At 71.3% G+C, this 26,276-nt stretch carries 25 protein-coding genes; 13 read left to right on the forward strand and 12 right to left on the reverse strand.

All coding sequences use genetic code 11. From position 1 onward, the window contains the following. Nucleotides 1-3: 3 nt before the first annotated feature. Nucleotides 4-1,359, forward strand: a complete 1,356-nt coding sequence (locus ACFY04_RS05745) for a nitrate/nitrite transporter (protein ID WP_389114828.1) — start codon at nucleotides 4-6, stop codon at nucleotides 1,357-1,359. Between the two features lie 367 nt (nucleotides 1,360-1,726). On the opposite strand, the gene ACFY04_RS05750 is transcribed toward ACFY04_RS05745, so the two are convergent. After that, nucleotides 1,727-2,557, reverse strand: coding sequence for a maleylpyruvate isomerase family mycothiol-dependent enzyme (locus tag ACFY04_RS05750; RefSeq protein WP_389114359.1), 831 nt, complete (start codon nucleotides 2,555-2,557; stop codon nucleotides 1,727-1,729). Nucleotides 2,558-2,706: 149 nt separating this feature from the next. Between ACFY04_RS05750 and ACFY04_RS05755 the strand changes: the two genes are divergently transcribed. Beyond that, nucleotides 2,707-3,486, forward strand: a complete 780-nt coding sequence (locus ACFY04_RS05755) for a carbon-nitrogen family hydrolase (RefSeq protein ID WP_389114360.1) — start codon at nucleotides 2,707-2,709, stop codon at nucleotides 3,484-3,486. Nucleotides 3,487-3,584: 98 nt separating this feature from the next. Further along, nucleotides 3,585-3,896 (forward strand): hypothetical protein, encoded by a 312-nt coding sequence (locus ACFY04_RS05760; protein ID WP_389114361.1) that lies wholly within the window; start codon nucleotides 3,585-3,587, stop codon nucleotides 3,894-3,896. On the opposite strand, the gene ACFY04_RS05765 is transcribed toward ACFY04_RS05760, so the two are convergent. Next, the gene (locus tag ACFY04_RS05765; protein ID WP_389114362.1) at nucleotides 3,868-4,389 is read right to left on the reverse strand and encodes an LURP-one-related/scramblase family protein; all 522 of its coding nucleotides are present in this window, start codon (nucleotides 4,387-4,389) and stop codon (nucleotides 3,868-3,870) included. The two genes, ACFY04_RS05760 and ACFY04_RS05765, sit on opposite strands and share 29 nt — an antisense overlap. Nucleotides 4,390-4,421: 32 nt before the next feature. Here ACFY04_RS05765 and ACFY04_RS05770 point away from each other — a divergent pair, with 32 nt between their 5' ends. After that, a complete protein-coding gene (locus tag ACFY04_RS05770; protein WP_389114363.1) occupies nucleotides 4,422-5,234 on the forward strand; it encodes a hypothetical protein in 813 nt (270 codons plus the stop codon). 28 nt (nucleotides 5,235-5,262) lie between these two features. Further along, complete coding sequence (locus tag ACFY04_RS05775; RefSeq protein WP_389114364.1) at nucleotides 5,263-5,790, forward strand: DUF4240 domain-containing protein; 528 nt, start codon at nucleotides 5,263-5,265, stop codon at nucleotides 5,788-5,790. Here ACFY04_RS05775 and ACFY04_RS05780 read toward each other — a convergent pair. From ACFY04_RS05780 to ACFY04_RS05790, 3 genes are all read right to left on the reverse strand, one after another. After that, nucleotides 5,781-6,446 (reverse strand): MSMEG_1061 family FMN-dependent PPOX-type flavoprotein, encoded by a 666-nt coding sequence (locus ACFY04_RS05780; RefSeq protein ID WP_389114365.1) that lies wholly within the window; start codon nucleotides 6,444-6,446, stop codon nucleotides 5,781-5,783. The genes ACFY04_RS05775 and ACFY04_RS05780 overlap by 10 nt on opposite strands. A gap of 24 nt (nucleotides 6,447-6,470) precedes the next feature. Further along, nucleotides 6,471-7,025 (reverse strand): Uma2 family endonuclease, encoded by a 555-nt coding sequence (locus tag ACFY04_RS05785; protein WP_389114366.1) that lies wholly within the window; start codon nucleotides 7,023-7,025, stop codon nucleotides 6,471-6,473. A gap of 91 nt (nucleotides 7,026-7,116) precedes the next feature. Beyond that, a complete protein-coding gene (locus tag ACFY04_RS05790; protein ID WP_389114367.1) occupies nucleotides 7,117-7,788 on the reverse strand; it encodes a hypothetical protein in 672 nt (223 codons plus the stop codon). A gap of 74 nt (nucleotides 7,789-7,862) precedes the next feature. Between ACFY04_RS05790 and ACFY04_RS05795 the strand changes: the two genes are divergently transcribed. Continuing rightward, nucleotides 7,863-9,707: an NHL domain-containing thioredoxin family protein gene (locus ACFY04_RS05795; RefSeq protein WP_389114368.1), complete on the forward strand. Its 1,845-nt coding sequence runs from the start codon at nucleotides 7,863-7,865 to the stop codon at nucleotides 9,705-9,707. A 24-nt stretch (nucleotides 9,708-9,731) separates the two neighbouring features. Here ACFY04_RS05795 and ACFY04_RS05800 read toward each other — a convergent pair whose 3' ends face one another. Further along, the gene (locus ACFY04_RS05800; protein ID WP_389114369.1) at nucleotides 9,732-11,024 is read right to left on the reverse strand and encodes a M18 family aminopeptidase; all 1,293 of its coding nucleotides are present in this window, start codon (nucleotides 11,022-11,024) and stop codon (nucleotides 9,732-9,734) included. A gap of 209 nt (nucleotides 11,025-11,233) precedes the next feature. Between ACFY04_RS05800 and ACFY04_RS05805 the strand changes: the two genes are divergently transcribed. After that, nucleotides 11,234-11,665: a helix-turn-helix domain-containing protein gene (locus tag ACFY04_RS05805; protein WP_389114830.1), complete on the forward strand. Its 432-nt coding sequence runs from the start codon at nucleotides 11,234-11,236 to the stop codon at nucleotides 11,663-11,665. A 145-nt stretch (nucleotides 11,666-11,810) separates the two neighbouring features. Here ACFY04_RS05805 and ACFY04_RS05810 read toward each other — a convergent pair whose 3' ends face one another. Further along, the gene (locus ACFY04_RS05810) at nucleotides 11,811-12,539 is read right to left on the reverse strand and encodes a hypothetical protein (protein WP_301368749.1); all 729 of its coding nucleotides are present in this window, start codon (nucleotides 12,537-12,539) and stop codon (nucleotides 11,811-11,813) included. Between the two features lie 139 nt (nucleotides 12,540-12,678). Continuing rightward, nucleotides 12,679-14,505, reverse strand: coding sequence for an acyl-CoA dehydrogenase (locus ACFY04_RS05815; protein WP_389114370.1), 1,827 nt, complete (start codon nucleotides 14,503-14,505; stop codon nucleotides 12,679-12,681). 173 nt (nucleotides 14,506-14,678) lie between these two features. Here ACFY04_RS05815 and ACFY04_RS05820 point away from each other — a divergent pair, with 173 nt between their 5' ends. Further along, nucleotides 14,679-15,149, forward strand: a complete 471-nt coding sequence (locus ACFY04_RS05820) for an SseB family protein (RefSeq protein WP_030714326.1) — start codon at nucleotides 14,679-14,681, stop codon at nucleotides 15,147-15,149. A 48-nt stretch (nucleotides 15,150-15,197) separates the two neighbouring features. Further along, complete coding sequence (locus ACFY04_RS05825; RefSeq protein ID WP_389114371.1) at nucleotides 15,198-16,157, forward strand: helix-turn-helix domain-containing protein; 960 nt, start codon at nucleotides 15,198-15,200, stop codon at nucleotides 16,155-16,157. A gap of 75 nt (nucleotides 16,158-16,232) precedes the next feature. Here the strand turns inward: ACFY04_RS05825 and ACFY04_RS05830 are convergent, their stop codons facing one another. After that, a complete protein-coding gene (locus tag ACFY04_RS05830) occupies nucleotides 16,233-18,023 on the reverse strand; it encodes a helix-turn-helix domain-containing protein (RefSeq protein ID WP_389114372.1) in 1,791 nt (596 codons plus the stop codon). 191 nt (nucleotides 18,024-18,214) lie between these two features. Between ACFY04_RS05830 and ACFY04_RS05835 the strand changes: the two genes are divergently transcribed. The 3 genes from ACFY04_RS05835 (at nucleotide 18,215) to ACFY04_RS05845 (ending at nucleotide 20,273) form a co-directional block, all read left to right on the forward strand. Beyond that, complete coding sequence (locus tag ACFY04_RS05835; protein WP_389114373.1) at nucleotides 18,215-18,640, forward strand: hypothetical protein; 426 nt, start codon at nucleotides 18,215-18,217, stop codon at nucleotides 18,638-18,640. Nucleotides 18,641-18,764: 124 nt separating this feature from the next. Further along, nucleotides 18,765-19,145, forward strand: a complete 381-nt coding sequence (locus ACFY04_RS05840; protein WP_389114374.1) for a hypothetical protein — start codon at nucleotides 18,765-18,767, stop codon at nucleotides 19,143-19,145. Nucleotides 19,146-19,277: 132 nt separating this feature from the next. Further along, entirely contained in the window at nucleotides 19,278-20,273 is a 996-nt protein-coding gene (locus ACFY04_RS05845) for a pirin family protein (RefSeq protein WP_389114375.1), read from the forward strand. 84 nt (nucleotides 20,274-20,357) lie between these two features. Here ACFY04_RS05845 and ACFY04_RS05850 read toward each other — a convergent pair whose 3' ends face one another. The 3 genes from ACFY04_RS05850 to ACFY04_RS05860 form a co-directional block, all read right to left on the reverse strand. Further along, nucleotides 20,358-20,786 carry a hypothetical protein gene (locus tag ACFY04_RS05850; RefSeq protein ID WP_389114376.1) on the reverse strand — a complete coding sequence of 143 codons (429 nt, stop codon included), beginning with the start codon at nucleotides 20,784-20,786 and terminating at the stop codon, nucleotides 20,358-20,360. A gap of 158 nt (nucleotides 20,787-20,944) precedes the next feature. Beyond that, complete coding sequence (locus ACFY04_RS05855; RefSeq protein ID WP_389114377.1) at nucleotides 20,945-21,997, reverse strand: AI-2E family transporter; 1,053 nt, start codon at nucleotides 21,995-21,997, stop codon at nucleotides 20,945-20,947. A gap of 40 nt (nucleotides 21,998-22,037) precedes the next feature. Then, the gene (locus ACFY04_RS05860; RefSeq protein ID WP_389114378.1) at nucleotides 22,038-24,278 is read right to left on the reverse strand and encodes a SpoIIE family protein phosphatase; all 2,241 of its coding nucleotides are present in this window, start codon (nucleotides 24,276-24,278) and stop codon (nucleotides 22,038-22,040) included. Between the two features lie 157 nt (nucleotides 24,279-24,435). On the opposite strand from ACFY04_RS05860, the gene aspS reads away from it, so the two are divergent. Further along, nucleotides 24,436-26,259 (forward strand): aspartate--tRNA ligase, encoded by a 1,824-nt coding sequence (gene aspS, locus ACFY04_RS05865; protein WP_373037285.1) that lies wholly within the window; start codon nucleotides 24,436-24,438, stop codon nucleotides 26,257-26,259. The last annotated feature ends 17 nt before the right edge of the window (nucleotides 26,260-26,276 follow it).

Here is a 26,276-nt window from a genome sequence, read left to right on the forward strand (position 1 = left end):
GGCATACCCGCCGACCCGCCGGGCGGCCGGACGGCCGTCGCCGTGTGGGGCATCGGCGTCGCCGTCTACTTCGTTGCGGTGATCTTCCGTACCAGCCTGGGCGTGGCCGGCCTGGACGCCGCCGACCGCTTCCACGTCAACGCCTCGGCGCTGGCCGCCTTCTCCCTCCTCCAGCTGCTGGTCTACGCGGGCATGCAGATACCGGTGGGCCTGATGGTCGACCGGCTCGGCACCAAGAAGGTGCTGACCCTGGGCGCGGTGCTCTTCACCGCCGGCCAGCTCGGCTTCGCGCTGTCGCCCTCGTACGGGATGGCGCTCGCCGCGCGGGCGCTGCTGGGCTGCGGCGACGCGATGACCTTCATATCGGTGCTGCGGCTCGGCACCCGGTGGTTCCCGGCCCGGCGCGGGCCGCTGATGGCACAGCTGGCCGGGCTGGTCGGCATGGCGGGCAACCTCGTCTCCACCCTCGTCCTCGCCCCGGTCCTGCACGAGATCGGCTGGACCGCCGCCTTCGCGGGCAGCGCGGTGGCCGGGCTGGTGGTCCTGGTGCCGCTGACGCTGTTCCTGCGGGACCACCCGGACGGGTACGGACCCGCGCCGCGCGCCGCCGGGGCCTCGGGTGCTCCGGGTGCTCCGGGTGCTCCGGGGGGCTTCGTACGCCGCCAGATCCGGGAGTCCTGGGCCGAACCCGGCACCCGGCTCGGCCTGTGGGTGCACTTCACCACGCAGTTCCCCGCGATGGTCTTCCTGCTGTTGTGGGGCATGCCCTTCCTGGTCGAGGCGCAGGGGCTGTCGCGGACCACCGCGGGCGGGCTGCTGACGCTGGTCGTCGCCTCGAACATGGCGCTCGGGCTGGTCTACGGCCAGATCGTCGGCCGCCGCCAGTCCGCCCGGATCCCGCTCGCCCTGGGCACCGTCGGCCTCACCGCCCTGCTGTGGGCGGCCGTCCTCGTCTACCCGGGCGACCGGGCCCCGATGTGGCTGCTGGTCACCCTGTGCCTGGTGCTCGGCAGCTGCGGACCGGCGTCGATGATCGGCTTCGACTTCGCCCGCCCGGCCAACCCGGCGGAGCGCCAGGGCACCGCCTCCGGCATCACGAACATGGGCGGCTTCATCGCGTCCATGACCACCCTGCTGACGGTCGGCATCCTGCTGGACGCCACCGGCGACAGCTACCGCATCGCCTTCTCCACGGTCTTCGTCCTCGAAGCGCTGGGCGTGATCAGCATCCTGCGCCTGCGTCCCCTCGCCCTGGCCCGCGAGGCAGCCCGGGGCCGCGTCACCGTCCCCGCGCAGGAACCGGAGCCGGTGTCCCGTGCGGGTCCCCTCCCGGAAACAGCAGGGCGCGAGGCGCCGTAGGTCCGCCGTCCCCCGGGGGAGCGGTGTCGGGAGGGGTGATCCGCCGGAGACGTGGACGAAACTGTCCGCGGGTGCCGTGCCGACCGTGGAGCGGTTCGACTGGTTCACGGACGCCGTCTCCGGCTCGCCGGTGCCCACCGCGCTCAGGAGCGAACGCTCCGCCGGCTTCCAGGCGGAGGCGGCCGTCCTGGACCTGGCCCGCCCCGAGCCGGCCGGACGGCCCGTCCACGAGATCGGCGCCCGCTGGTGCTTCACCCATGCCGCGGCCTTCAGCCGCGCCTTCCGGGAGGCGTACGCGATCAGCCCCACCGAGTTCCGCCGCACGGCCGCCCGGGCCGCACGGCTGGGCCGTGCGGCCCCGTCGGCCCTACGGGGTCACGGAGAACTGCGTGAGGATGGCGTCCGCCAGCTCCACGTCGCCCTCCACCTTCACCCGGTCCGCGACGGTGTGCGCCCGTACCCGGCCCGCCGCGAGGCGGACGTAGGTCTCCCAGTCCAGCGTCAGGGTCACCGCCGGGCCCAGCGACGGCGACTTGTCCACCGTGCCGCGGCCGTCCGCGTCCACCCGTACCGTCCGCATGAACTCCAGTTGACCGTGCACGTCGATCACCACGGCCGAGTTCGCCGGCGCGCCCGCCCGCTTGGCCACCACCTTCGGCAGCCCGGCCAGCAGGAGGTCCCGCGCCACGTACGCGCCCGGCGAGTCCCAGTTCCCCGGTACCCCCAGCGCCGCCCGCAGGTCCTGCTCGTGGATCCACACGTCGAAGGCCCGCAGCCGCAGCGCCTGCTCCAGCGTCACCTGGTCGCCGAGCGGCCCGCGGACCATCGTGGCCGGATCCCGCTTCTCGTTCCGCAGCTGCCGGGAGCGCCGGATCACCGTGTACTCCAGCTCCGAGGTCATCTCCGGCGCGGTGTGGTGACGCCGCACGTCGACCTGCACCTCCATGTACCGGCTGAACTCGTCCACCACGTGCCGCAGGTCCCGCGCCACGGTGTGGATCGGCCGCGGGTCCCCGAGCTGCTCGCACTCAATGCCGATGATGTGTGACACGACATCACGGACCGACCAGCCGGGACACGGCGTCGCCCGGTTCCACTCGCCCTCCGTCAGCGGGAGGACCAACTCGGATATCGCCTCGATGGAGTGTGTCCAGGCGTCGGCATAGGGCTGGAGGGCGGGATGCGGCTGGACGGTCAACGGGACCCCTCGCGGTGCTGTTCAATGGCGCGTTTCGGAAGCGGTGGACTCAGTTTCCAAAACTACGCTGCCGGTGAGCACCCCGGCAGTGCTTTCGTGTGACGATCGTAGGCCCGAGTTGACGGCTTGAACGCCAGGACGGTGGTAGTGTGCGCGCCTCGCTGATCCAAATCGCAGTGAACGAGGGCGAGTCGGTGTCTTCCCGACGTGTCCGCGTGGCCGAACTCGTACGGGAGCAGGCGGGCTCCGATCTCGTCGTCCTGCCGGAGCTGTGGCCGGTCGGCGCGTTCGCCTACGAGCAGTTCGAGACCGAGGCCGAACCGCTGGACGGCCCGACCTACGAGGCCATGTCCAAGGCGGCCCGCGACGCCGGCGTCTGGCTGCACGCGGGGTCGGTCGTGGAGCGCGCGGGCGACGGCTCCCTCTACAACACCGCCCTCGTCCTCTCCCCGGCGGGCGAGCTCGCCGCCACCTACCGGAAGATCCACCGCTTCGGCTTCGACCAGGGCGAGGCGGTGCTGATGTCGGCCGGGGACTCCCTGACCACGGTGACCCTGCCGGAGCAGACCCTCGGTATCGCCACCTGCTACGACCTGCGCTTCCCGGAGCTGTTCCGCGGCCTGGTCGACGCCGGGGCCACCACGATGGTCGTCGCCGCGGGCTGGCCCGCCCGCCGCCGCTCGCACTGGACCCTGCTCAGCCGGGCGCGCGCCGTGGAGGACCAGTCCTACGTCCTGGCCTGCGGGACGGCCGGCACCCACGCGGGCGTGGAGCAGGCCGGGCACAGCCTGGTGGTGGACCCCTGGGGCGAGGTCCTGGCGGAGGCCGGCCCCGGCGAGGAGGTCCTCACCGTGGACCTGGACCCGGCCAAGGTCGCCGACACCCGCTCCCAGTTCCCGGCCCTGAAGGACCGCCGGCTGGGCCGCTGACGCCGGCCCGGAACCCTGGTTGGCGCCGGGGTTCCCGGGCAGGCGAAGGGGACGGGCGGCGCCGGCCGCCGGGTCCACGAGGAGGGGGCGGGAACGCCGTGACGGGTGACGCAGAGGCCGCGCTGGAGGCCGCCCTGGAGCCGCACGAGCCCGCCGCCGCGGAGATCGCAGCCCGTCGGCGCGTACGGGACCGGGCCACCGGCATGACCCACCACGAGGCACAGGCCGTCCTGGAGGCGGTGCTGGCGGACGCCGGCGACCTGGAGCGTGCCGGCGCGGCCGTCCGCGCCGAAGCCGCCGAGTGGCAGCGCATCACCGACCTCCTGTTCGACCACGGAGGCCCGTACGAGCCGGAGACCGACGCCTACGTCCAGGGGCAGCTCACGGCCCGGGAACACCATCGGGGCTGACCCCGCCCTCCCGCTCCTTCTCCGCCATCCGGATCACGCACACCGCGACCGCGATCAGCAGCGCTGCGTCCGCGTCCTCCCGGACCACGTCCACCGCGTACGTCTCGCGGAGCCGGTACCACTGCCGCGAGACCAGCGCGAGCAGTTCCCCGTCGTACTCGACCTTGAACTCGCGGTCCAGGATCCGCCCGCTGACATCGAGCTCGGTGCCCTCGGCCAGGGTCACGCGGAAGTGGCCCCGCACCAGCGAGAGCCGTTTGCGGCGGATCACCGCGAGCCGCCGCTCGTCCCGCTCCAGGGTCATCGCGTCCCGCAGGGTGAACAGTTTCTCCCGCAGGGTGATCAGGATCAGCCCGTCCGGATCCTTCAGCTCCAGTGTGTCCCGGAAGCGCAGCGCCTTCCCGTCGACGAGGAAGGCGTGCCGGCCGTCCTCGTCCTCGATCCAGTAGTCGTCCCCGATGGCCAGCAATTTGTCCCGAACGAGGTATTTCATGCGCTGATCCGTGCCCGCGATAGGTTGCCCCCATGCCCCTGCTCTACGTGACCGACCTGGCGTACCCCGCACGCGGCCGCCGCTACTGCGACGAGGACATATTCCTCACGTCCCGGCTGCGTGCCGAATTCGGCCTGGCGCTGTGCCATCCCGCGGAGGCGGAGGCCATGCTGCCGCTCGGCTTCGACGCGGTGATCGTCCGCAACAGCGGCCCGGTCCTGCACTACCAGGAGGCCTACGACTCCTTCCGCGCGGCCGCCCTCGCCGCCGGGGCCCGCGTCTACAACCCGCTCACCGGCCGCGCCGACATGGCGGGCAAGCAGTACCTCCTCGACCTGACGGCCGCCGGCTACCCGGTCATCCCGACGATCGACGACCCCGCCCGGCTGGCGGAACTGCCGCAGGTGCCGCAGTACGCGGTCAAGCCGAAGCAGGGCGCCGACTCCATCGGCCTCACCTTCACCGCGGCACCGGACGGCCCGGCCGGGGCCGTGCTGATCCAGCCGCGCATCGACTTCACGTACGAGGTGTCCTTCTACTTCGTCGACGACGCCTTCCAGTACGCGCTGTACGCCCCCGATCCGGACCGCCGCTGGGAGCTGGAGCGCTACTCCCCGACCGAGGCGGACCTGGCCTTCGCCCGCTCCTTCGTCGACTGGAACACCCTCGACCACGGCATCCAGCGCGTCGACGCCTGCCGGGCGCCGTCCGGCGAACTGCTCCTCGTCGAGCTGGAGGACCTGAACCCGTACCTCTCCCTGGACCTCGTCCCGGCACCGGTACAGGACGCCTTCGTCGGCGCTCTCACAAGATCCCTCCACACCTTCCTCAGCACCACCGCCTGATGTCAGACCCGGCTGCCAGGCTTTCCCCATGGACAAGCAGACGTTCTGGAAGCTGATCGAGACGGCCCGCGCCGATGCGGAACCGCAGGAGGTGGCCTCGCGCGCGGCGCAGCTCCTCGCGGACAGGGAGGCGGTGGAGATAGCCGCGTCCCAGCAGGTGCTGTGGGACCTGCTGGCGGAGTCCTACCGGGCGCCGCTCTGGGCCGCGGCCTACGTGATCAACGGAGGCTGCTCGGACGACGGCTTCGACTACTTCCGCGGCTGGCTCCTCACCCAGGGCCGGGAGGCCTTCGAGACGGCCCTCGCCGACCCCGACTCCCTGGCCGCGCACCCCGCGGTCCGCGAGGCCGCGGAGCAGGGCCTGGAACTGTGGGACGAGTCCGCCCTCTCGATCGCCTGGACCGCCTACGAGGCCGGCACCGGCCGCGAACTGCCCGCGGACTCCTTCACGATCAGCTACCCGGCCCTGGACCCGTCCTGGGACTTCGACTTCGACGACACCGACGAGATATCGGCCCGACTGCCCCGGCTGAGCGCCCTCTTCGACTACTCGTAGCGGTAGAGGAGGGACTCGCGCTCCTGCTGCCGGATCTCCTCGATCGTCAGACCGGGGAGATCCAGGTGGGAGAGGGTGATCTCGGCGGAGCTCGGGACGGCGTCCTCGGCGAGCCACTGCTCGGGCTGCCACGCGTGGCTGCGCAGGAACGCCTTCGGGCAGTGCTGGTAGGCCTCCTCGACCTCCACCACGATCGCGCTCCGCGGCGGCTTGCCGACGGCGGTCAGCTGTTCCAGCAACCGCGGATCGGCGGACACGCAGGCCCGCCCGTTCACCCGCAGGGTGGTGGTCCGCCCGGGGATGACGAAGATCAGCCCGGCCCGGCCCGTCTCCACGATGTTGTGGGCGGTGTCGAGCCGCTTGTTGCCGGTGGCGTCGGGCAGCGCGAGGGTGAACTCGTCCAGCACGGCCACGAATCCGGGCGGCCCGCCCCGGGGCGTCACATCGCAGCTCCCGTCGGCCCCGGCACTGGCGACGAACACCAACGACGACCGCCCGATGACCGCCCGCGCGGCCTCGTGGATCCGGTCCACGGCCTTGCGCCGGGCCATGTCGCCTGGGTGTTCGTAGAGCTCGCGCAACCCGTCGGTGCTCCGGACGGCGGTGGCGCTCACGGCATCGAATATCCGCCCGCTCGGCGGCGTGCTGACTGTCACGTCCCGCACGCTACCCGGCGCCGGCTAGAGCCCGCTGGTGTCTAGCTCGATCCCGAACGGCTCGGGCAGCCGCACCGGCGTCCCGAAGGGGTGCGGCCCGTCCACCTTGGTGTACCCGAGCCGCCCGGGCAGCGCGAACAGCGTGACGGTCGCCTCCACCCGGTCGACCAGCAGGTACAGCGGTGCCCCGTACTCGGCGTACCGCTTGCGCTTGACGACACGGTCGGACTCGGCGTTGGACTCGGACGTGATCTCGACGACGAGCAGTACCTGGTCCGGCAGGAGAGCGCTGCCCCCCTTCGCCAGCGCCTTGGGAACGACGGCAAGGTCGGGTACGTACCAGTTCGGCGAGCCTGGGAGGTCCAGGTTGCCCGAGCCGGTGACGCAGTCCAGCTCCTTGACCCGAGGTCGGATCTGATCGCGGATCTCTTCGGCCGCGTTCTCGTGGTCCCAGCTAGGTGTCACGTTGCTGATGACCCCTTCGACGATCTCGGTGCGGTCCCCGCTGAAGTGCTGGATGGCGTACTTCAGCGCGCGCTCGGGATCGACGCCTTCGCTGTAGTCGTGCGCGGTGGTCATTCCGGACGCCTCCCTTGCTTCCTGGGACCAGGCTCCCACGGGGTCCCGCCGCCCGTCGTCACCCCTGCGAGTGCACTTCGCGCAGCGGACCTCAGTCGCCGACCTGGTGCTCCACCCGGTGGCGGATGTACTCGTCCGGGTGGGAGCGGGCGATCGCGACCGCCTCGTCCACCAAGTCGTGCAGCTCCGGCGGGTACGAGGACTTCCGCAGCGGCAGCAGCGGGAGGACGCAGCGCCGGACGTCCAGGTGCTCGTTGTGCACGAACTCGCGCAGCGCGGCCTCGTACCACTCCTTCACCACGGATCTGCCGTCGTCGGCCGGAGCCGGGTGCTCCGCCCGTACGAGCGGCATCCGCAGGCCCAGGGCCGACCAGTACCAGGCCCGCGCGGCGCCCGCCCGCTCGGGATTCGTGCCGGTGAGCAGGTACGCGAGCAGCGCGGCCTGGACGCGCCGGTGGCCGAAGGCGTTCAGGGCCGGCTCGACGAACTGACGGTTGAAACTCGGGTTGGGGTCGTGGACCGCCGCCCTGAGCAGTGCGTCGAATGCCTCGTCGGAAAGGACCGCACCGTGCTGCCAGGCCCTGCGTAACGCCGCCCGGGCGCGGTGTTCCCAGGTGAGTCCGCCGGCGGACTCCGGCTCGGCGGGTACGTCGAGCCCGAGGACCCGTACGACGTCCGCCAGGGACCGGGCGAACACCTCCCGCCGGTCCTCCGTGTTCCCCGGCAGTGCCATGAACCCTGCTGTCCTGGCGTCCTCGGTCATCCGTCGCTCCCCTGTCGTGGACCTTGCCGCATACGCGTGATCCGATGTTCATACCCTGATGGCAAGCTTGAAGGATGAACGATGCTGCCCCGGCGCCCACCCCTGCGCCCGCGCCCCGCCGACGTGCCCGTGTCCGTGCCCCCGAGCTGATCGGCAAGGGCGGCTGGCTGAACACCGGTGGTAAAGAGCTCACCCTCGCCGACCTGCGAGGTAAGTGCGTTGTTGTAGATTTCTGGACCTTCTGCTGCATCAACTGCCTGCACGTCCTCGACGAGCTGCGCGAGCTGGAGGAGAAGCACCGCGACACCGTCGTGATCATCGGTGTGCACTCCCCGAAGTTCGTGCACGAGGCCGAGCACGCCGCCGTCGTCGATGCCGTCGAGCGGTATCAGGTGCACCACCCAGTGCTGGACGATCCCGAGCTCGCGACCTGGAAGCAGTACGCCGTACGCGCCTGGCCCACGCTCGTCGTGATCGACCCCGAGGGGTACATCGTCGCCCAGCACGCCGGTGAGGGGCACGCGCACGCCCTCGCCCGCCTGGTCGAGGAGCTGGAGGCCGAGCACGAGGCCAAGGGCACGCTGCGGCGCGGCGACGGGCCGTACGTGGCGCCCGAGCCGGTGGCCGGCGCCCTGCGGTTCCCCGGGAAGGCGCTGCTGCTGCCGTCCGGGAACCTGCTGGTCTCCGACTCCACCCGGCACCAGCTCGTGGAGCTGGCCGCCGACGGCGAGAGCGTCGTACGCCGCATCGGCACCGGCGAGCGCGGCTTCGCCGGGGACAGCTTCAGCGAGCCGCAGGGGCTGGCACTGCTGCCCGACGGCAAGGTCGTCGTCGCCGACACCGTCAACCACGCGCTGCGCACCTACGACCCGGCCACCGGCCACGTGGAGACCGTCGCCGGGACCGGCCGGCAGTGGTGGCAGGGGTCGCCGACCTCCGGGCCGGCGCTGGAGGTGGACCTGTCCTCGCCGTGGGACGTGGCCTGGTGGCAGGGCCGGGTCTGGATCGCCATGGCCGGTGTGCACCAGCTGTGGACCTGGGACCCGGAGGCCGGGACGGTCGAGGTCGCGGCCGGTACGACCAACGAGGGGCTGCTCGACGGGCCGGCCGCCGAGGCCTGGTTCGCCCAGCCCTCGGGGCTCGCGGCCGCCGGGGACCGGCTGTGGATCGCCGACTCCGAGACCAGCGCCCTGCGGTACGCGGAAGCCGGTGACGGCGGGTACGTGGTCAAGTCCGCGGTCGGCACCGGGCTGTTCGACTTCGGGCACCGGGACGGCGACGCCGCCCAGGCCCTGCTCCAGCACCCGCTCGGCGTGACCGCCCTGCCCGACGGCTCGGTCGCGGTGTGCGACACGTACAACCACGCGCTGCGCCGCTACGACCCGGCCACCGGCCAGGTCTCGACCCTGGCGACCGATCTGCGCGAGCCCAGCGACGCCGTGCTGGTGGGCGAGGACATCGTGGTCGTCGAGTCGGCCCGGCACCGGCTGACCCGTCTGCGCCTCCCGGAGGAGGCGGTCCGGGTGGACGCGGTCGCCCACCGTACGCAGCGGGCCGCCACCGAGGTGGCGCCCGGCACGCTCCGCCTCGACATCGTCTTCCAGGCGCCGAGCGGGCAGAAGCTCGACACCCGCTACGGGCCCTCCACCCGGCTGCTCGTCTCCTCGACCCCGCCCGGGCTGCTGGCGGACGGCGAGGGTGCCGGGACCGACCTGTTCCGGGAGCTCGGGCTGAACCCGGACGTCACCGAGGGCGTCCTGCACGTCTCGGCGTTGGCGGCGTCCTGCGACGACGACCCCGCCAACGAGTACCCGGCCTGCCACGTCCACCAGCAGGACTGGGGCGTGCCGGTCCGCGTCACGGCCGACGGCGCCTCCCGGCTGCCCCTCGTCCTCGCGGGGATGGACGCCGAGGGGTAGCCGGCAGCGGCCTTCCTGGGGGGCTCAGCCCTCCAGGAAGGCCACCAGGGCGTTCGCCAGCAGGAACGGGTCGTCCGCGCCGCACAGTTCGCGGGCGCTGTGCATCGAGAGGATCGCGACGCCGATGTCCACGGTCTGGATGCCGTGGCGGGCGGCGGTGATCGGGCCGATCGTGGTGCCGCACGGCATCGAGTTGTTGGAGACGAAGGTCTGCCACGGCACGCCGGCCCGCTCGCACGCGGCGGCGAACACGGCGCGCCCGCTGCCGTCGGTGGCGTACCGCTGGTTGACGTTGACCTTCAGGATCGGTCCGCCGTTGGCGCGCGGGTGGTGCGTCGGGTCGTGCCGCTCACCGTAGTTGGGGTGTACGGCGTGCCCGGTGTCCGAGGACAGGCAGATGGTGCCCGCGAAGGCCCGCGCGCGGTCCTCGTACGAGCCCCCGCGGGCGAAGACTGAACGTTCCAGCACGTTGCCCAGCAGCGGGCCGTCCGCGCCCGTGTCGGACTGCGAGCCGTTCTCCTCGTGGTCGAAGGCGGCCAGCACCGGGATGTGGTCGAGCTTGCCGGTGGCGGAGACCGCGGCCAGCGCCGCCACGCCCGCGTGCACCGACAGCAGGTTGTCCATGCGCGGGCCGGCCACCAGCTCGCGGTCACGGCCCAGGTACGACGGCGGCTCGATGGAGTGGACCATCAGGTCCCAGCCGGCCACCGACCCCTGGTCCAGGCCCTCTTCCTCCTCCAGGAAGGAGATCAGGTCGCCCTCCTGGACGTCGCCCAGACCCCAGATCGGCTGCATGTGGCGCTGCTTGTCGAGCTTGAGGCCTTCGCTGTTCACCGACCGGTCCAGGTGCACGGCGAGTTGGGGTACGCGCAGCAGTGCGCGGTCGACGTTCACCAGGCGCTCGGTGCCGTCGCGCAGGGTCAGCCGCCCGGCCAGTCCCAGGTCGCGGTCCAGCCAGGTGTTGAGCAGGGTGCCGCCGTAGATCTCGACGGCGATCTGCCGCCAGCCCTGCGAGCCCGTGTCCGGCAGCGGCTTGACCCGCAGGTTCGGGGAGTCGGTGTGTGCGCCGACGATCCGGAACGGGGTGTGTGCGGCCGCGCCTTCGGGGACGAACCAGGCGATGAGCGCACCGCCGCGGAGCACGAACTTGCCCCCGGTGCCCGCATCCCAGGCGTCCGTTTCCGACAACTGCCTGAAGCCTGCCTTCTCCAGCCGCTCCGCCGCGTTGGCCACGGCGTGGTACGGCGACGGACTGGCCGTCAGGAAGGTCATCAGATCGTCGGTGTGGCCGCGGTCGAAGCGGGCGGGAGAGCTCATCGTATTTCCCTTGTGTGGAAGCCCCCGGCTTCAGCCGGGTGAGGAAACGCAGTTCCGGCTCGGAGCCTCGCTGCGGCGAAGTGCCGCAACGTGAGGCTGTGACCTGTGCTGGTGTTCGGATCGTGACCGACCGTGGCCTCCGCGGTGTGGGGTTTCCTTCCGTGGAGCGGCCGTTCAAGTACCGTTTCTATCCGACGGACGCGCAGGCCGTGGAACTGTCGCGGACGTTCGGGTGTGTGCGGAAGGTCTGCAGCCTGGCTCTCGCCGCCCGTGCCGAGGCCTGGAAGGCGGGAGGCGGGGCTCACGCCCGTGTGGCGCGGATCCATGGCCGGATCGCCGACCGGCGCCGGGACCTCCTGCACCAGCTGACGACTCGTCTCGTGCGCGAGGACCACACGCTCGTGAGCGAGGATCCGGCGGTCGCCGGCATGCTGCGGAACATCGCCGACGCGATGCCCCTGAGTGTCCGCGAGTGGACCTGTGAGAGCTGCGGGACCGCTCACGGCCGGGACGGGAACGCCGCGGTCGGTCTTCTGGCCGCCGGGCCGGCGGCAGCTGCCTGTGGAGCGGATGTGAGACCTCATCGGGAGTCCTCCTCTCGGTCGGGGCGGTCCGTGGCGAAACAGGATCCCCACCCGTGAGTGTGGGAATCCCCTCCTGCTGGGGAGGGGAGGAAGCCAAGTGGTTCACCTTAACGAGGGTCGGGTTCGTGTTCGTCATGGCCGGACCGTGCGACAGCCGGGAGAGCTGGTTCCGCGCCCGTTGCCTCTGCGGTCCCGTCGGTTCTCAGCCCGGCGGACGCTCGAATCGGCGCTGCAGTTGCCTGCGCTCGCCCCGTCGGATGCGCGGGAGCATCTCCGGGGTCTGCGGGGAGCGCTGCGCGCGTCTTTTGCGTCCGGCGCAGAAGATACAGGCCTCGCCGGGAGGAGCGTCGGGGTCGATCGGCGCGCCGGGATGTTCGGCGCATCCCGAGGCGTTGCGCGGCCGGGAAAGTTCGCGGGCGACGATGAAGGCGCGGTGGAGGTCGTCGGCGATGCGGACGAAGTCCTCCGCGGGCGAGGACAGGCCCAGGTGGAACCGCTGGTCCTCGACGGTGCGCACGTACGTGCGCAGCCGCTGGAGCGTGTACGGGGGGTCCGGTACGGGGTAGCCCAGGCGGCGCTGCTCTCCGGCGGGGGCGGCGGGCGGGCCGCCGTGCCGGCGCGCTCCGAGGCGCCGCCGGTCGTTGCAGATGAGGCAGCGGCCCCAGCCTTCGGGTGCCTCGGGGTCGAGGGCGCCGTTGGGGTGCTCGGGGCAGCCGGTGTAGCTCTTGGCGGGAGCCAGTCCGGTGGCCGTCTGGAAGGCCACGTACAGCGCGTCGGCGATGGTGTCGTACTCGGCGGGGTGGGCGCCGTCGTACAGCTCGCGCAGGTGGTCGCCGAGGCTGCCCAGGCTCGCCTGCAGCTCCTTGAGGGCGTACGGACGCCCGGTGGGGACGGAGTACCCCCTGCTGCCGTGCTGATCCTGTGGACTCATGTGTACGAGCGTCCCATGAACGACTGACATCGGGGAAAGCCGCAGGACAGGGGCCTGGGGCCGGGTACGCGGCAGCGGCCGGGCCCCTGTGCGGGGGGCCCGGCCGCTGGTGTGTGTGCGCGGTGGTGGCGCGACCGGCCTAGAAGGCGGCCTCGTCGAGCTCCATGAGGGAGTTGTCGACGACCTCGGCCAGCTGGCGCTGGACCGAGACGTTCGGCAGGACCTGCGACGCGAAGAACTTCGCGGCGGCGATCTTGCCCGTGTAGAAGGGGACGTCCTTCGGGGCGGCGGTCGCCAGCTTCTCGGCGGCCACGGCGGCGCCCTTGAGCAGCAGGTAACCGACGACCACGTCACCCGAGGCCATCAGCAGGCGGGTGGTGTTCTGGCCGACCTTGTAGATGTTCTTGACGTCCTCGCCGGTGGCGGTGAGGTCGACGATCATCTGGCCGACGATGGCCTCCAGGTCGACGGCGGCCTTGGCGAGCGCGTCGCGGGCGCCGGCCAGCTCCTCGCCGCCGACGGCCTCGGCCAGGAACTTCTTCATCGTCTCGCTGAGGATGTTCAGCGAGGCGCCCTGGTCGCGGACGATCTTCCGGAAGAAGAAGTCCTGGCCCTGGATGGCCGTGGTGCCCTCGTAGAGGGTGTCGATCTTGGCGTCGCGGATGTACTGCTCGATCGGGTACTCCTGCAGGTAGCCGGAGCCACCGAAGGTCTGCAGGGACTGGGCGAGCTGCTCGTAGGACTTCTCCGAGCCGTAGCCCTTCACGATCGGCAGGAGCAGGTCGTTGAGGCCGATCTCGGCGGAGGCGTCCTCGCCGGCGGCCTGCTTGATCTGGATCTCGTCCTGCACGGAGGCCGTGTAGAGGACCAGGGCGCGCATGCCCTCGGCGTAGGCCTTCTGCGTCATGAGCGAGCGGCGCACGTCGGGGTGGTGCGTGATGGTGACCTTGGGCGCGGTCTTGTCCATGAAGTTCGCGAGGTCCGGGCCCTGCACGCGCTCCTTGGCGTACTCCAGCGCGTTCAGGTAGCCGGTGGAGAGGGTGGCGATGGCCTTCGTGCCGACCATCATCCGGGCGAACTCGATGATCATGAACATCTGGCGGATGCCGTCGTGCTTGTCACCGATCAGCCAGCCCTTGGCGGGGTGCTGGTCGCCGAAGGTCATCTCGCACGTGTTGGAGGCCTTGAGGCCCATCTTGTGCTCGACGTTGGTGGCGTAGACGCCGTTGCGCTCGCCCAGCTCGCCGGTCTCCCAGTCGAAGTGGAACTTCGGGACGAGGAAGAGGGACAGGCCCTTGGTGCCGGGGCCGTGGCCCTCGGGGCGCGCGAGGACGTAGTGGAGGATGTTCTCCTCCATGTCGTGCTCACCGGACGTGATGAAGCGCTTCACGCCCTCGATGTGCCAGGAGCCGTCGGCCTGCTGGATCGCCTTGGTGCGGCCGGCGCCCACGTCCGAGCCGGCGTCCGGCTCGGTGAGGACCATGGTGGAGCCCCAGCGCTTCTCGACGGCTATCTCGGCGACCTTCTTCTGCGCCTCGTTGCCCTCTTCGAAGAGGATGCCGGCGAACGCCGGGCCGGAGGAGTACATCCAGATGGCCGGGTTCGAGCCGAGCAGCAGCTCCGCGTAGGCCCAGATCAGGGAGCGGGGCGAGGTGGTGCCGCCGATCTCCTCGGGCAGGCCCAGGCGCCAGTACTCCGAGTCCATGAAGGCTTCGTAGCTCTTCTTGAAGGAGGCGGGGACGGGCGCGGTGTTGGTGGCCGGGTCGAAGACCGGCGGGTTGCGGTCGGCGTCCTCGAAGGAGGCGGCCAGCTCGTTCTCGGCGAGACGCGCGATCTCGGACAGGACGCTCTTGGCGGTCTCGGTGTCCATCTCCTCGAACGGACCGGTGCCGTACTGCTTGTCGCGGCCGAGCACCTCGAAGAGGTTGAACTCGATGTCGCGGAGATTCGACTTGTAGTGCCCCATGGCGACGGCTCCGTTAAGGCTCGGGGAGACAGGGTTCCTCGTACATACCAATCGGTAACGTAATGATGCTACCCGTCGGTAATAAGACGCAACCCCTGACGACTGTGACCAGCGTCAAGCCTGGCGGGAAATACGTGTCCGACGGCGAGTGGCCGGTCGGTAGGCTTCGCCCCATGTACGGCTACGACCAGAACGTGAGCGCGGGGCACGCGGGGCAGCAGCAGTACGCCGCCCCGCAGCAGATGGCCGGCGGTTACGCCGAGCAGCCGCTCTACCCCGAGCCCTCGCCACCGTCGCTCGCCGACGCCGTGCGGGCCTTCACCACGGGGTCCCTCTCCGCCGAGGACTTCCAGCAGATCTTCGCCACCTCGAAGGTCTACTGCCCGCGCGGCGACACCCCCGGATTCCTGGCGCTGCACAACACGCAGCATCCGGTCATCCCCATGTTCACCACGCTCAAGGAGCTGCGCCGGTACGCCGGCAAGGAGTCCAAGTACTTCGTGATCACCGGCGCCGAGGTGATCGATCTGCTGCCGACCGGGTACGGCTTCGTCCTCGACATGGAGGGCGACCACCGGATGGTCTTCGACGCGAAGGCGGTCGAGCAGATGGTCGACTTCGCGATGCGCCGGATGTACGGCTAGCCGTAGACGTACCGGCTGACGCCTGACGGGGGGCGGATCGTGCTGCGCGTGCATTTCACGGCGGAGGACCTGCTCAACGTCGCCTTCGCGAGCGAGCCGCTGCCTCTGGTGGAGCTGGGCATGGCGATGGTCGCCTGGCAGCGCACCGACGAACAGGCGGTTTTCGGCCGCTGGCGCAACCGTGTCGGCCGGGAGCTGCCCGGCCGCGCCCGCCCGCTGCTCGACCTCCTGCGCCCCGACGGCGACAACCCCCAGTTCGTCGAGCCGTACGCGCGCACCCTGGAGGAGGGGCTGGCCGTCGTACGGGACGCCGGCCCGCTCCTGACCCCCGGCGAGCTGCACCGCGTCGCCGCCCGGGCCCCCGGCTCCGCGTCCTGGCTGCGCGCCCTGTGGGCCCAGGACCGCGAGGCGTGGGACCAGCTCGGCGGCGCGCTGCGGTCCGCCCACGAGGTGGTCGTCGCCCCGCACTGGCCGCGGATCCGGCAGTCGTTCCAGGCGGACGTGGCCTGGCGCAGCCGGCTGCTGGCCGCCCACGGCATCAAGGCGTGCCTGGCCGGCACGCATCCGCTGGCCGCCTGGGCGGGCACGGTGCTGGAGGTGGACGGCCCGCCGCACTACGAGGTCCGCCTCGGTGGGCGCGGCCTGCTGCTGATGCCCTCGCCGTTCTGGACGGGCCGACCGCTGCTCGCCGAGGGCCCGGACGGCCCGGACGGCAGGTGCGTGCTGCTCTACCCGGCGCTGACGCCCCTGCCCCTGGTCGGCCCGGGCCCGGCGCAGGGGGCGCTGGACGCCCTGCTGGGCCGGACCCGGGCGGCCGTGCTCCAGTCGCTGATCGAGCAGCGCACGACGAGCGAGCTGGCCCGGGACCTCGACATCAGCCTCCCCTCGGCCTCCGAACACGCCCGCACCCTGCGCGCGGCCGGCCTGATCACCACGGAGCGCGACGGCAAGGCGGTCCTGCACTCGGTGACGGGCCTGGGCGTGGACCTGCTCCACAGCGGCGGCTGAGGCCCATGGGGCTGCCGGGGCCTCCCGGGCTTCCCGGGCTGCCCGGACTTTCCGGGCTGCCCGGACTTTCCGGGCTCAGGGCGCCGGGGTGAGCAGGACCGGCGTCGTCGTGACCTCGACCGTCCGGTCGGAGGGGAGGGCCGACACGGTCCCGTCGAGTCGGCGCACGGCGCCGGTCTTCCGGGGCGCCGGGATGCGGGCGGTGCCCGTCTCGTGCCAGACGATCACCTGCTCGGCGCCGTCCCGGTCGAAGCGGCACTGCCAGACGCCGACCGGCAGCCCGGCCGCCACCCCGTTCCCGCACGAGTGGATCCGCGTCCCGTGCACCCAGCGGCGCAGCTCCTCGACGTCCAGGGCGGCCCGGGTCGGCGGCTGCCCCTCGGGCTGCATCACGATCGGGACCTTGGTGCCGCCCCAGTTGTAGTAGTACATGCGCGGGTAGCGGGCGTAGAGGCCGACGAGGAAGAAGCGGACGGCGTGGGCCGATGCGGTGGCCTCGTCCAGCGGCTTCTGCAGGGCGATCTCGTACGAGGCGCCGGTGCTCCACAGCCGGGGGTGCGCGCCGCCCCGGTGGAAGGCGCGGTCGATCTCCTGGATCATGCCGTGCAACTGCTCGGGCGGGTCCGAGGCGCTGCGCTGGTACAGCTTGACTCCTGCGACGTCGCAGGAGTCGTAGGCGCGGAGCTCGGCGAACCGTTCCAGCGCGCGCAGGGCGTCCGGCTCCCAGAGCCGGCCCATGGACGGGCAGACGACGGTCGCGTCCGGGTCCACGGCGTCGAGCACGGCCTTCGCGGTGCGGGTCATCTCGGCCAGGGTCTCCAGGCTTCCGCTGAAGTAGCGCGTGTCGTTGCCCATGACCCACAGCTCGTACGCGTCGATGCGGCCCCGGTAGCGGTCGGCCACGGCGGTGACGAACGCCTTCCAGTCGGCCGGATCGTCGGGCGGGCTCGTGCGGGAGCCGTCGTCGTACGCGGCGCGGGGGCCGTGCGGGCTCGCCCAGTCGGGGGTGCCGCCCATGGTGAAGACCACGGGCAGGCCGGCCTGGTTCGCGGCCGTGACGAGCCGGTCGAGGACGGACCAGTCGTAGACGCCGCGCCGCGGCTGGATGTTCGCCCATCTCGTACGGGTGTCCCAGAGCCGGACGGTGTCCACCTGGAAGGTGGGCATGGCGCCGGTGTTGGAGTTGAGGGTCATGCCGAACAGGCCGTCGGACACCGGGGTCGGGGCCTGGGCCCAGGACGGCACCGCGGCCCCGGACCCGGCCCCGGAGGCCGGCCCGGCGCCGTCGGTGGCGAGGGGGCGGGTCGGGGCCCACCGGGTCGCGGCGGGCGCGGAGCCGCTCAGCGAGGCCACGCACAGCAGGATGAAGGCCACGGAGGCGAGGGCCAGCCGGGCGCCGCCGCGGGGCCGTGACACCGTACGCGCGCCGGCCGGGACCGGGCCCGCCTCCTGGGGCCCTGCCGCTGCCCGCGGCCTCTCTTCCGCCGCCGTCCCCGCCTCCGCGGCCTCGACGGCCTGCCCCGTCCCCGGCTCCGCCGCGGACGGGGGTAACGGGTCCTCCGCGTCCGGGCCGGGTGCGGAGGCCGCCGCCCAGCAGCGGTAGAGGGCGGCCAGCTCGCGCGGGGTCGCGCCGCATATCCGGGCGATTCTCTCTGCCGTTCCGAACTCCACGGGAATGACGATTCCCCGGCAATAGCGGTGCACGGAAGAGCGGCTCATATGGGCCTTTCGGGCCAATGTTTCGTAGCTGTGGCCGCGGCGGTCCTTCAGGTCGGTCAACAGATCCGCGAATTGCTGTCTGTGCTGTGCGGGGCGATCGCCGTCCGATGGCTCGCCCTCCGTCTTCCCCTCGACGGAAACGCTCACGAAAGATCCCCCCTCCGCGCGGGACATCCGTCCCAGAGCGCGGAATCTCCGCAGGTCAGAGTGGATGTTCCATCCCCGCATCCCAGATTAGTCCAATCCGTTGCCGCACCGCAGGGCACTCTCGCAGGCTGTGTCGCAGCGGGGGTCGGGAACCGCCGCGGACAAAAGGCCACAACGGAGGAATGAGAGACATGTCTCTGCTCGGTATGCGCCGCCCGGCGAAATCTCTGACGGTCACGGCCGCCGCCGTCGCCGCCCTTTTCATGGCGGGAATTTCGCCCGCCGCAGCGGCCGCCGATGGCGCCACGGGTCAGTCCTGCTCCTGGAATTGCGGGAGGCTGACGAATTCGACCGCGATCGGTCTCAGCGCCACGCTGGAATGGGGGGACGGGTCCTCCGACGAAGCGCGCTGGCGCTGGGAGCGCTGGGTGCCGTCCGGCACCTCCCTGGGCGGCAACGCCAGCCGGATCGACGTCGACGGCGTGTACATCCCGGGCGGATGCGTGGCGACCGGAGTGGTGTTCGGCGTGGTCTACAACCACCCCGTGGTGTGGGGCGCCGGCTGGCACAAGATCTCGGGCAACGAGAACGCGGCGCTCACCGGCATCGTCTGTTAGCCGTCGCCGCGCCCGGTCCTTTCGGTCAGGAACGAAACCATCGCGGCGCACCCGCGCCGCGCCGGAACATCAGTGCCGCGGGGGAAACCACGGGGGCCCCGCACCTTCGGAAGAGGAGACAGCAATGAGGGATACGACGGTCCGCACGAAGATCGCCGCTCTGGCGGCGGCCGGGGTCATGGCGTTGGGTACGGGGGTCCTGGCGGCGTCGCCCGCGCATGCCGCGGGCACCTGGCACGGCTGCCCGTCCGGCGCCGTCTGCATCTACCCGCGGGACGCCGGCTGGAACAACGACCGGCCGTCCAACGTGTACTGGGAGGGCGTCTACAGGCTCTACAACCAGGAGGGGACGCACTTCATCGTCAACAACCAGACCGACGGCTGGGTCGACCGCCTCTGCTACGACTCCTACGGGAGCAACTGCGACTCGTACGTCCAGCCGCCCGGCACCACCTGGCAGGAGAACCTCTCCCCGATGAACTCGATCAAGCTCAGCAGGTACTAGTCGGACCAGCTCGGCAGGTAGTGGTCTGACCCGAAGGCCCCGGGGGAATTTCCTCCGGGGCCTTCTCCGTTTGCGGGGTGTGGCAGAAAGTTCGAGTTTCAACTAAACTCGACGCAGAAGGAGGTCCTGACCATGCCCGCAGTGACTGTTGAGAACCCGTTGACCCTTCCGCGCGTGGCCGAGCCGCAGGCCGCCGTCCCGCGCAAGGTGCTGGCCGTCGTCTCCGCTCCCGGTGGGTTCGAGGGTGAGGGATTCCCGGTGCGCCGCGCGTTCGCCGGGATCAACTACCAGTACCTCGACCCGTTCATCATGATGGACCAGATGGGTGAGGTGGAGTACGCGCCCGGTGAGCCCAAGGGCACGCCCTGGCACCCGCACCGCGGCTTCGAGACCGTCACGTACCTGATCGACGGAACCTTCGTCCACCAGGACAGCAACGGCGGCGGCGGCGTCATCAACGGCGGCGACACCCAGTGGATGACCGCCGGTTCGGGCCTCCTGCACATCGAGGCCCCGCCGGAGTCCCTCGTCGTGTCCGGCGGGCTGTTCCACGGCCTCCAGCTGTGGGTGAACCTCCCGGCCTCCGACAAGATGATGCCCCCGCGCTACCAGGACATCGGCGGCGGCCAGGTCCAGCTGCTGACCACCCCGGACGGCGGCTCCCTGCTCCGCGTCATCGCCGGTGAGCTGGACGGCCACCAGGGCCCGGGCATCACCCACACCCCGATCACGATGATCCACACGACCGTGTCGCCGGGCGCGCAGATCACCCTGCCGTGGCGCGAGGACTTCAACGCCCTGGCGTACGTCATGGCCGGGCGCGGGTCCGTCGGTGAGGACCGCCGGCCCGTGCAGACGGGGCAGACGGCCGTCTTCGGCGAGGGCGGCTCGCTCACGGTGCGGGCGGACGCGTCCCAGGACTCCAACGCCCCGGACCTGGAGGTCGTGCTCCTCGGCGGACGTCCGATCCGGGAGCCGATGGCGCACTACGGGCCGTTCGTGATGAACAGCAAGCACGAGCTGCAGCAGGCCTTCGACGACTTCCAGGCGGGCCGGCTGGGCCGCATCCCCACCACCGCGCGCACCGGCCTCGGCCACCGCGGCACGGGTGGGGCCGACCAGGACTGACCCGGAGCTCCGCCGGGCCGTCGGAACGCCCGAGTAGGTCTAGTACTCGGGCGCCCCTCCACCCGGGGACCTGCGGTCACAGCACTAGCGGTAGAAGGTCCGGCCGGCGGAGCCGGAGGAGACGGACCACACCTCGCTGATCAAACCGTTGGTGATCCGCAGGGTGTCGGTCCCGCTCCTGGCGACGGTTCGGGCGTCTTCGCCCGTGACGGAAGCGAGATAGGGGCGGGCGACCAGGCCGGTCGGTGCGCCGTCGACAAGTGCGAGGTCCACGACCGGCGCGCCCTCGGCCACGAAGCGAAGCCCACGGCGCTCCCGATGCCAGGCCGCGATGATGTCGGCGAGCTGCTGCGGAGTGCGGACATCGTCGAAGGCTTCGGTGCCTGCCTGGGCATAACGCAGGACGAATTCCGGCGCCATGATCTTCGCGGCAAGGTCCAGATCACCGTTCCACATCGCCGTCCACCGGTCGTAGGCGTGGATGCCGAATTGCCGCACGTCGTTGCCGCTCATCAAGACCACCCTCGATCGTTTCGGGTTCGCGAGGTTCGTGACAGTAACAAGAGGGTCTGACAACGGTGTTCGCCCGCAGGGCCCGGCCGACTCCACGAGCTGCTGCAGCGGACCGCCACGAGTGACGCAGCGTCACGAACCGGCTCTGCTCCCGCCTGCTAGGACCCGGGCGCCGCACCGTCGGCGTACCGGGCCCGCAGTTCCGAGATCACCCCGAAGACGGCGGCGGTCATCGGCACCGCCAGCAGCATCCCCAGGATCCCGGCGACGCTCGCGCCCGCGGTGATGGCCAGCATCACCACGGCCGGGTGCATCTGCACGGTGCGGCTCTGCACCACGGGCTGCAGTACATAGCCCTCGATCATCTGGACCAGCAGCACCAGGCCCAGCGCCCACAGGCCGATGATCCAGCCCCGGTCGGCGAAGGCCACGAGAACGGCCACGGCGCCCGACAGGATCGCCCCGAGGTACGGGATGTAGGCCGTCACGAAGACCAGAGCGGCCAGCCCCAGCGCACCCGGCACATCGAGGATCAGCAGACCCACGCCGATCAGCACGGCGTCCACCAGGGCCACGAACGTGGTCCCGCGCATGAACCCCTCGACGGCTTCGAAGGCGCGCCGCCCCATGGCCTCCATCAGGTCGCCCGAGCGGCTCGGGACGATCGAGCGCAGCGTCACCACGGCCCGGTCGGAGTCGCGCAGGAAGAAGAAGATCAGCACCAGCGCGAGCAGCACCATCGCGATCATCGAGCCCACCACGCTGAGCCCCGAGACCACACCCGAGGCGGCCGTGCCGCCGAACTTCGCGAGCAGGTCCTTGGAGTTCGCGGCGATGTCCTCCAGCGAGGTGCCCACCGCCCCGAAGTGCTCGGCGACCATCTCGCCGGCCCGACGCAGCGATTCGAGGATCTCGCCGCCGGTCTCGATGAGCGCGAGGACGACGACGTACGTGGCCCCGCCGACGACGGCGACCACGGCGAGGCAGGTCAGGGCGGCCGCCAGCGAGCGGTTCATCTTCATGCGGACCAGGCGCCGGTGCATCGGCCCGAGCAGGGCCGTACCGAGCACGGCCAGCAGCACGGGCGTCACGGCGGTCTCGAAGACGGTGCACAGCCATACGCCGACGGCGAGGACCGCGGTGACGAGCAGGACGACGCCGCACCAGGCGGCGAGCCGCCGTACGGGCACGGGCAGGAGGGGTTCGGACACCGCTGCATCCAATCACGCCCCGCCGCGTGCCCCTCGCGGGTCAGAACACCGGGTCGGCGTCCGTCTTCGACTGCTCGTGCAGCTCGAACCAGATCGACTTGCCCTCGCCCCGCGGGTCCACGCCCCACGCGTCGGCCAGCATCTCCATCAGCAGCACCCCGCGGCCGCTGGAGGACATCTCCCCCGGCTGCCGCTTGTGCGGGAGCTCGTCGCTGCCGTCCGCGACCTCGACGCGCAGCCGGCGCACGCCGAGCTCGCCGACCGCCTCCGCGACCAGCAGGGCGTCGCCGTCGGTGTGCGTCAGTACGTTCGTCACCATCTCGGAGACCATCAGCACGGCCGAGTCCACCTGGTCGGGGTCGGCCCAGTCGTGCAGCAGCTCGCGGATCTGCTGGCGCACGCCCGCGATCCGTTCGGGCTCCACCTGGGCCACGGTCAGCACGGTGCGGCGCACGGGCCGGGCCGGGTGCGGCAGCGTGGTGCCCGCGCCGCGGTCCGCGCTCTCGCGGCACAGCAGCACGACGGCTATGTCGTCCTCGCGGCGGTCGGCGAGCGGGCCGGTGGTGTGGTGCGAGGACGGCCCGTGCACGGCCTGGACCAGCAGGTCGGCCAGTCTTTCGAGGTGCGGGGGCGCGACGTGTCCGGCCGCGGCGGTGCGCGCTCCCGGGACCTGTTCGTCGTACGCGCTCTCGTGCACGTCGGACTCCAGGACCGCCCGCAGCCGCGCCCAGCCGGTGTCGAGGTCGTGCCCGCCGGTCTCGATGAGCCCGTCGGTGCAGAGCATCATCGTCTCGCCGGGCTCCAGGGTGAACCGGGTGGTGGGGTAGTCAGTGTCCAGGACGATCCCGAGGGGCAGTCCGCCGGCGGTGGGGCGCATCAGGACGGTGCCGTCGGCCATCCGGATCGCGGGATCGGGGTGGCCGGCGCGGGCCACCTCCAGCATGCCGGTCTTCGGATCGCACTCCACGTACAGGCAGGTCGCGAACCGCGGGCTCTGGAAGTCGGAGTCGGAGTCGGAGTCCCGGCCGCCGTCGTCCCCGTACGGGCCGGACTCCGGCGAGGAGCACAGCCCGGCCAGGAAGCGGGAGGCGCGCGAGAGCACCGCGTCTGGCCGGTGGCCCTCGGACGCGTACGCCCGTACGGCGATCCGCAGCTGGCCCATCAGCCCGGCCGCCCGCACGTCGTGGCCCTGCACGTCGCCGATGACCAGCGCGAACCTGCCCGACGGCAGCGGGATCATGTCGTACCAGTCGCCGCCGACCTGGAGCCCGCCGCCCGTCGGGACGTAGCGGGCCGCGATCCGCATGCCGGGGATCTCCGGGCCGAGCTGCGGCATCATCGACCGCTGCAGGCCGGTGGTGAGTTCCCGCTCGGATTCGGCCACCACGGCGCGCTGGAGCGCCTGGGCCAGCATCCGGGCCACGGTCGTCAGGACGGACCGCTCGTCGGGGGAGAAGGACGCCGGGTGCTTGAAGGCGGCCATCCAGGCGCCCATGGTCCGCCCGGCCACGATCAGCGGCAGGAAGGCCCAGGAGAACCGGTCGAAGCGCTGGGCGAGCGGCCAGGCGGCCGGGAAGCGCCGTTTGTAGTCCTCGGGGGTGGGCAGGTAGATCGCCCGGCCGGTACGGACGACCTCAGCGGCCGGGTAGTCCGTCTCCAGCGGCATGTCGGAGAACGGGCCCTCGTCCCCCGGATCGTGCCCGTGGTGCCCGATGATCGACAGCCGGTCCCCGGCCACGCCGAAGACGGCCAGCCCGTCCGGGCTGAAACCGGGCATGGACAGCGAGGCGGCGACCCGCAGCACCTCGGCCGTGGACCGCGCCTCCGCCAGGGCGCGCCCCGCGTCCAGCAGGAAGGCCTCGCGGGAGCGCCGCCAGTCGCCCGTGATGGGGGTGTGGGCGGCCGTGGTGCCGGGCTGCGGCTCGGCGATCTCCTGGATGGTGCCGATCAGCTCGTAGTCCGTGGTCCCGTCGGGCGCCCGGTTCTCCAGCGGTTTGGAGCGGCTGCGCACGGTCCGCAGCACCCGGCCGTCGACGTCCATGATCCGGAGCCGGGCCTCGGCGAGGGTGCCCTCTGCGACGGCCAGGTTCACGATCCCGTTGATCTCGTTCCAGTCCACCGGGTGGAAGCGGGACCGTACGGCGACCTCCGGCAGCACCACCGGTTCGGCGGGCAGCCCGAGCAGCCGGGCGGCCTCACTGTCGAGGGTGACCGTCCCGGAGGCGTTGTCCCATCGCCACAGGCCGGTCGCGATGGCGGCCAGAACGTCCTCGGTGCGCACCCGGCCATCTTTACAGGTCATATCCGTTACGTGCCTGTTCGCCCGGACCGCGGACGCATTTGCGCAGGCTGGAGGGAGTGCCCGACCCGCCACCTTCCCGGACGGTAACCTTGGGACGGTTGAATCCACCCTGGTATCGCGTAGAACTGGATGACTGATGCATCGGTACAGGTCCCACACCTGCGGCGAGCTCCGCGCTTCTGACGTCGCCGCCGACGTCCGGCTGAGCGGCTGGCTGCACAACCGTCGAGACCTGGGCGGCATCCTCTTCATCGATCTGCGCGACCACTACGGCATCACGCAGCTGGTCGCCCGGCCCGGCACCGCGGCGAACGAGGCGCTGAGCAGCGTCACCAAGGAGACGGTCGTCCGCATCGACGGCAAGGTCGTCTCCCGCGGCGCCGACAACGTCAACCCGGAGCTGCCGACCGGCGAGATCGAGATCGAGGTCTCCTCGGTCGAGGTGCTCGGCGCGGCCGCCCCGCTGCCGTTCACGATCAACACCGACGACGGTGTGAACGAGGAGCGGCGCCTGGAGTACCGCTTCCTCGACCTGCGCCGCGAGCGCATGCACCGCAACATCATGCTGCGCTCGGCCGTCATCGCGTCGATCCGCTCCAAGATGGTGGCCCTCGGCTTCAACGAGATGGCGACGCCGATCCTTACCGCGACCTCCCCCGAGGGCGCCCGTGACTTCGTCGTGCCGTCCCGCCTGAACCCGGGCAAGTTCTACGCCCTGCCGCAGGCGCCGCAGCAGTTCAAGCAGCTGCTGATGATCTCCGGTTTCGACCGCTACTTCCAGATCGCGCCCTGCTTCCGCGACGAGGACGCCCGCGCCGACCGCTCGCCGGGCGAGTTCTACCAGCTCGACGTGGAGATGTCCTTCGTCGAGCAGGAGGACGTCTTCCAGCCGATCGAGCGCCTGATGACCGAGCTCTTCACCGAGTTCGGCAAGGGCCGCGAGGTCACCTCGCCGTTCCCGCGGATCCCGTTCCGCGAGTCGATGCTGAAGTACGGCAACGACAAGCCCGACCTGCGCGCCAAGCTGGAGCTCGTCGACATCACCGACGTGTTCGAGGGCTCGGAGTTCAAGGCGTTCGCCGGCAAGCACGTGCGTGCCCTGGCCGTCCCGGACACCGCCGCGCAGCCGCGCAAGTTCTTCGACGGCCTCGGCGAGTACGCGATCTCGCTGGGCGCCAAGGGCCTGGCCTGGGTGCGCGTGGGCGAGGACGGTGCCCTGACCGGCCCGATCGCCAAGTTCCTCACCGAGGAGAACGTCAAGGTCCTCACCGAGCGCCTGGGCCTGGTCCCCGGCCACGCCGTGTTCTTCGGCGCGGGCGACTTCGACGAGGTCTCCAAGATCATGTCCGGCGTTCGCGTCGAGGCGGCCAAGCGCGCCGGCCACTTCGAGGAGAACGTCTTCCGGTTCTGCTGGATCGTCGACTTCCCGATGTACGAGAAGGACGAGGAGACCGGCAAGATCGACTTCTCCCACAACCCCTTCTCCATGCCGCAGGGCGGGATGAAGGACCTGGAGGAGAAGGACCCGCTGGACATCCTGGCCTGGCAGTACGACATCGTCTGCAACGGCATCGAGCTGTCCTCCGGCGCCATCCGCAACCACGAGCCCGAGGTCATGCTGAAGGCCTTCGAGATCGCCGGTTACGAGGCCGAGACCGTCGAGCGCGAGTTCGCGGGCATGCTCCGCGCGTTCCGCCTGGGCGCCCCGCCGCACGGTGGCATCGCCCCGGGCGTGGACCGCATCGTGATGCTGCTGGCCGACGAGCCGAACATCCGCGAGACCATCGCCTTCCCGCTGAACGGCAACGCGCAGGACCTGATGATGGGCGCGCCGACGGTGCTGGAGGAGGCCCGTCTGCGCGAGCTGAACATCGCGCTGCGCAAGCCGGTCGAGACGAAGGCGGCGGAGCGGCCGGTCTCCGACGCGGTCACCCCGGACGCCGGTTCCCCGCGGGGCTGACCCGGATACGCCGAAGG

The sequence above is a fragment of the Streptomyces sp. NPDC001549 genome (assembly GCF_042894025.1).
Taxonomy (GTDB): domain Bacteria; phylum Actinomycetota; class Actinomycetes; order Streptomycetales; family Streptomycetaceae; genus Streptomyces; species Streptomyces kutzneri.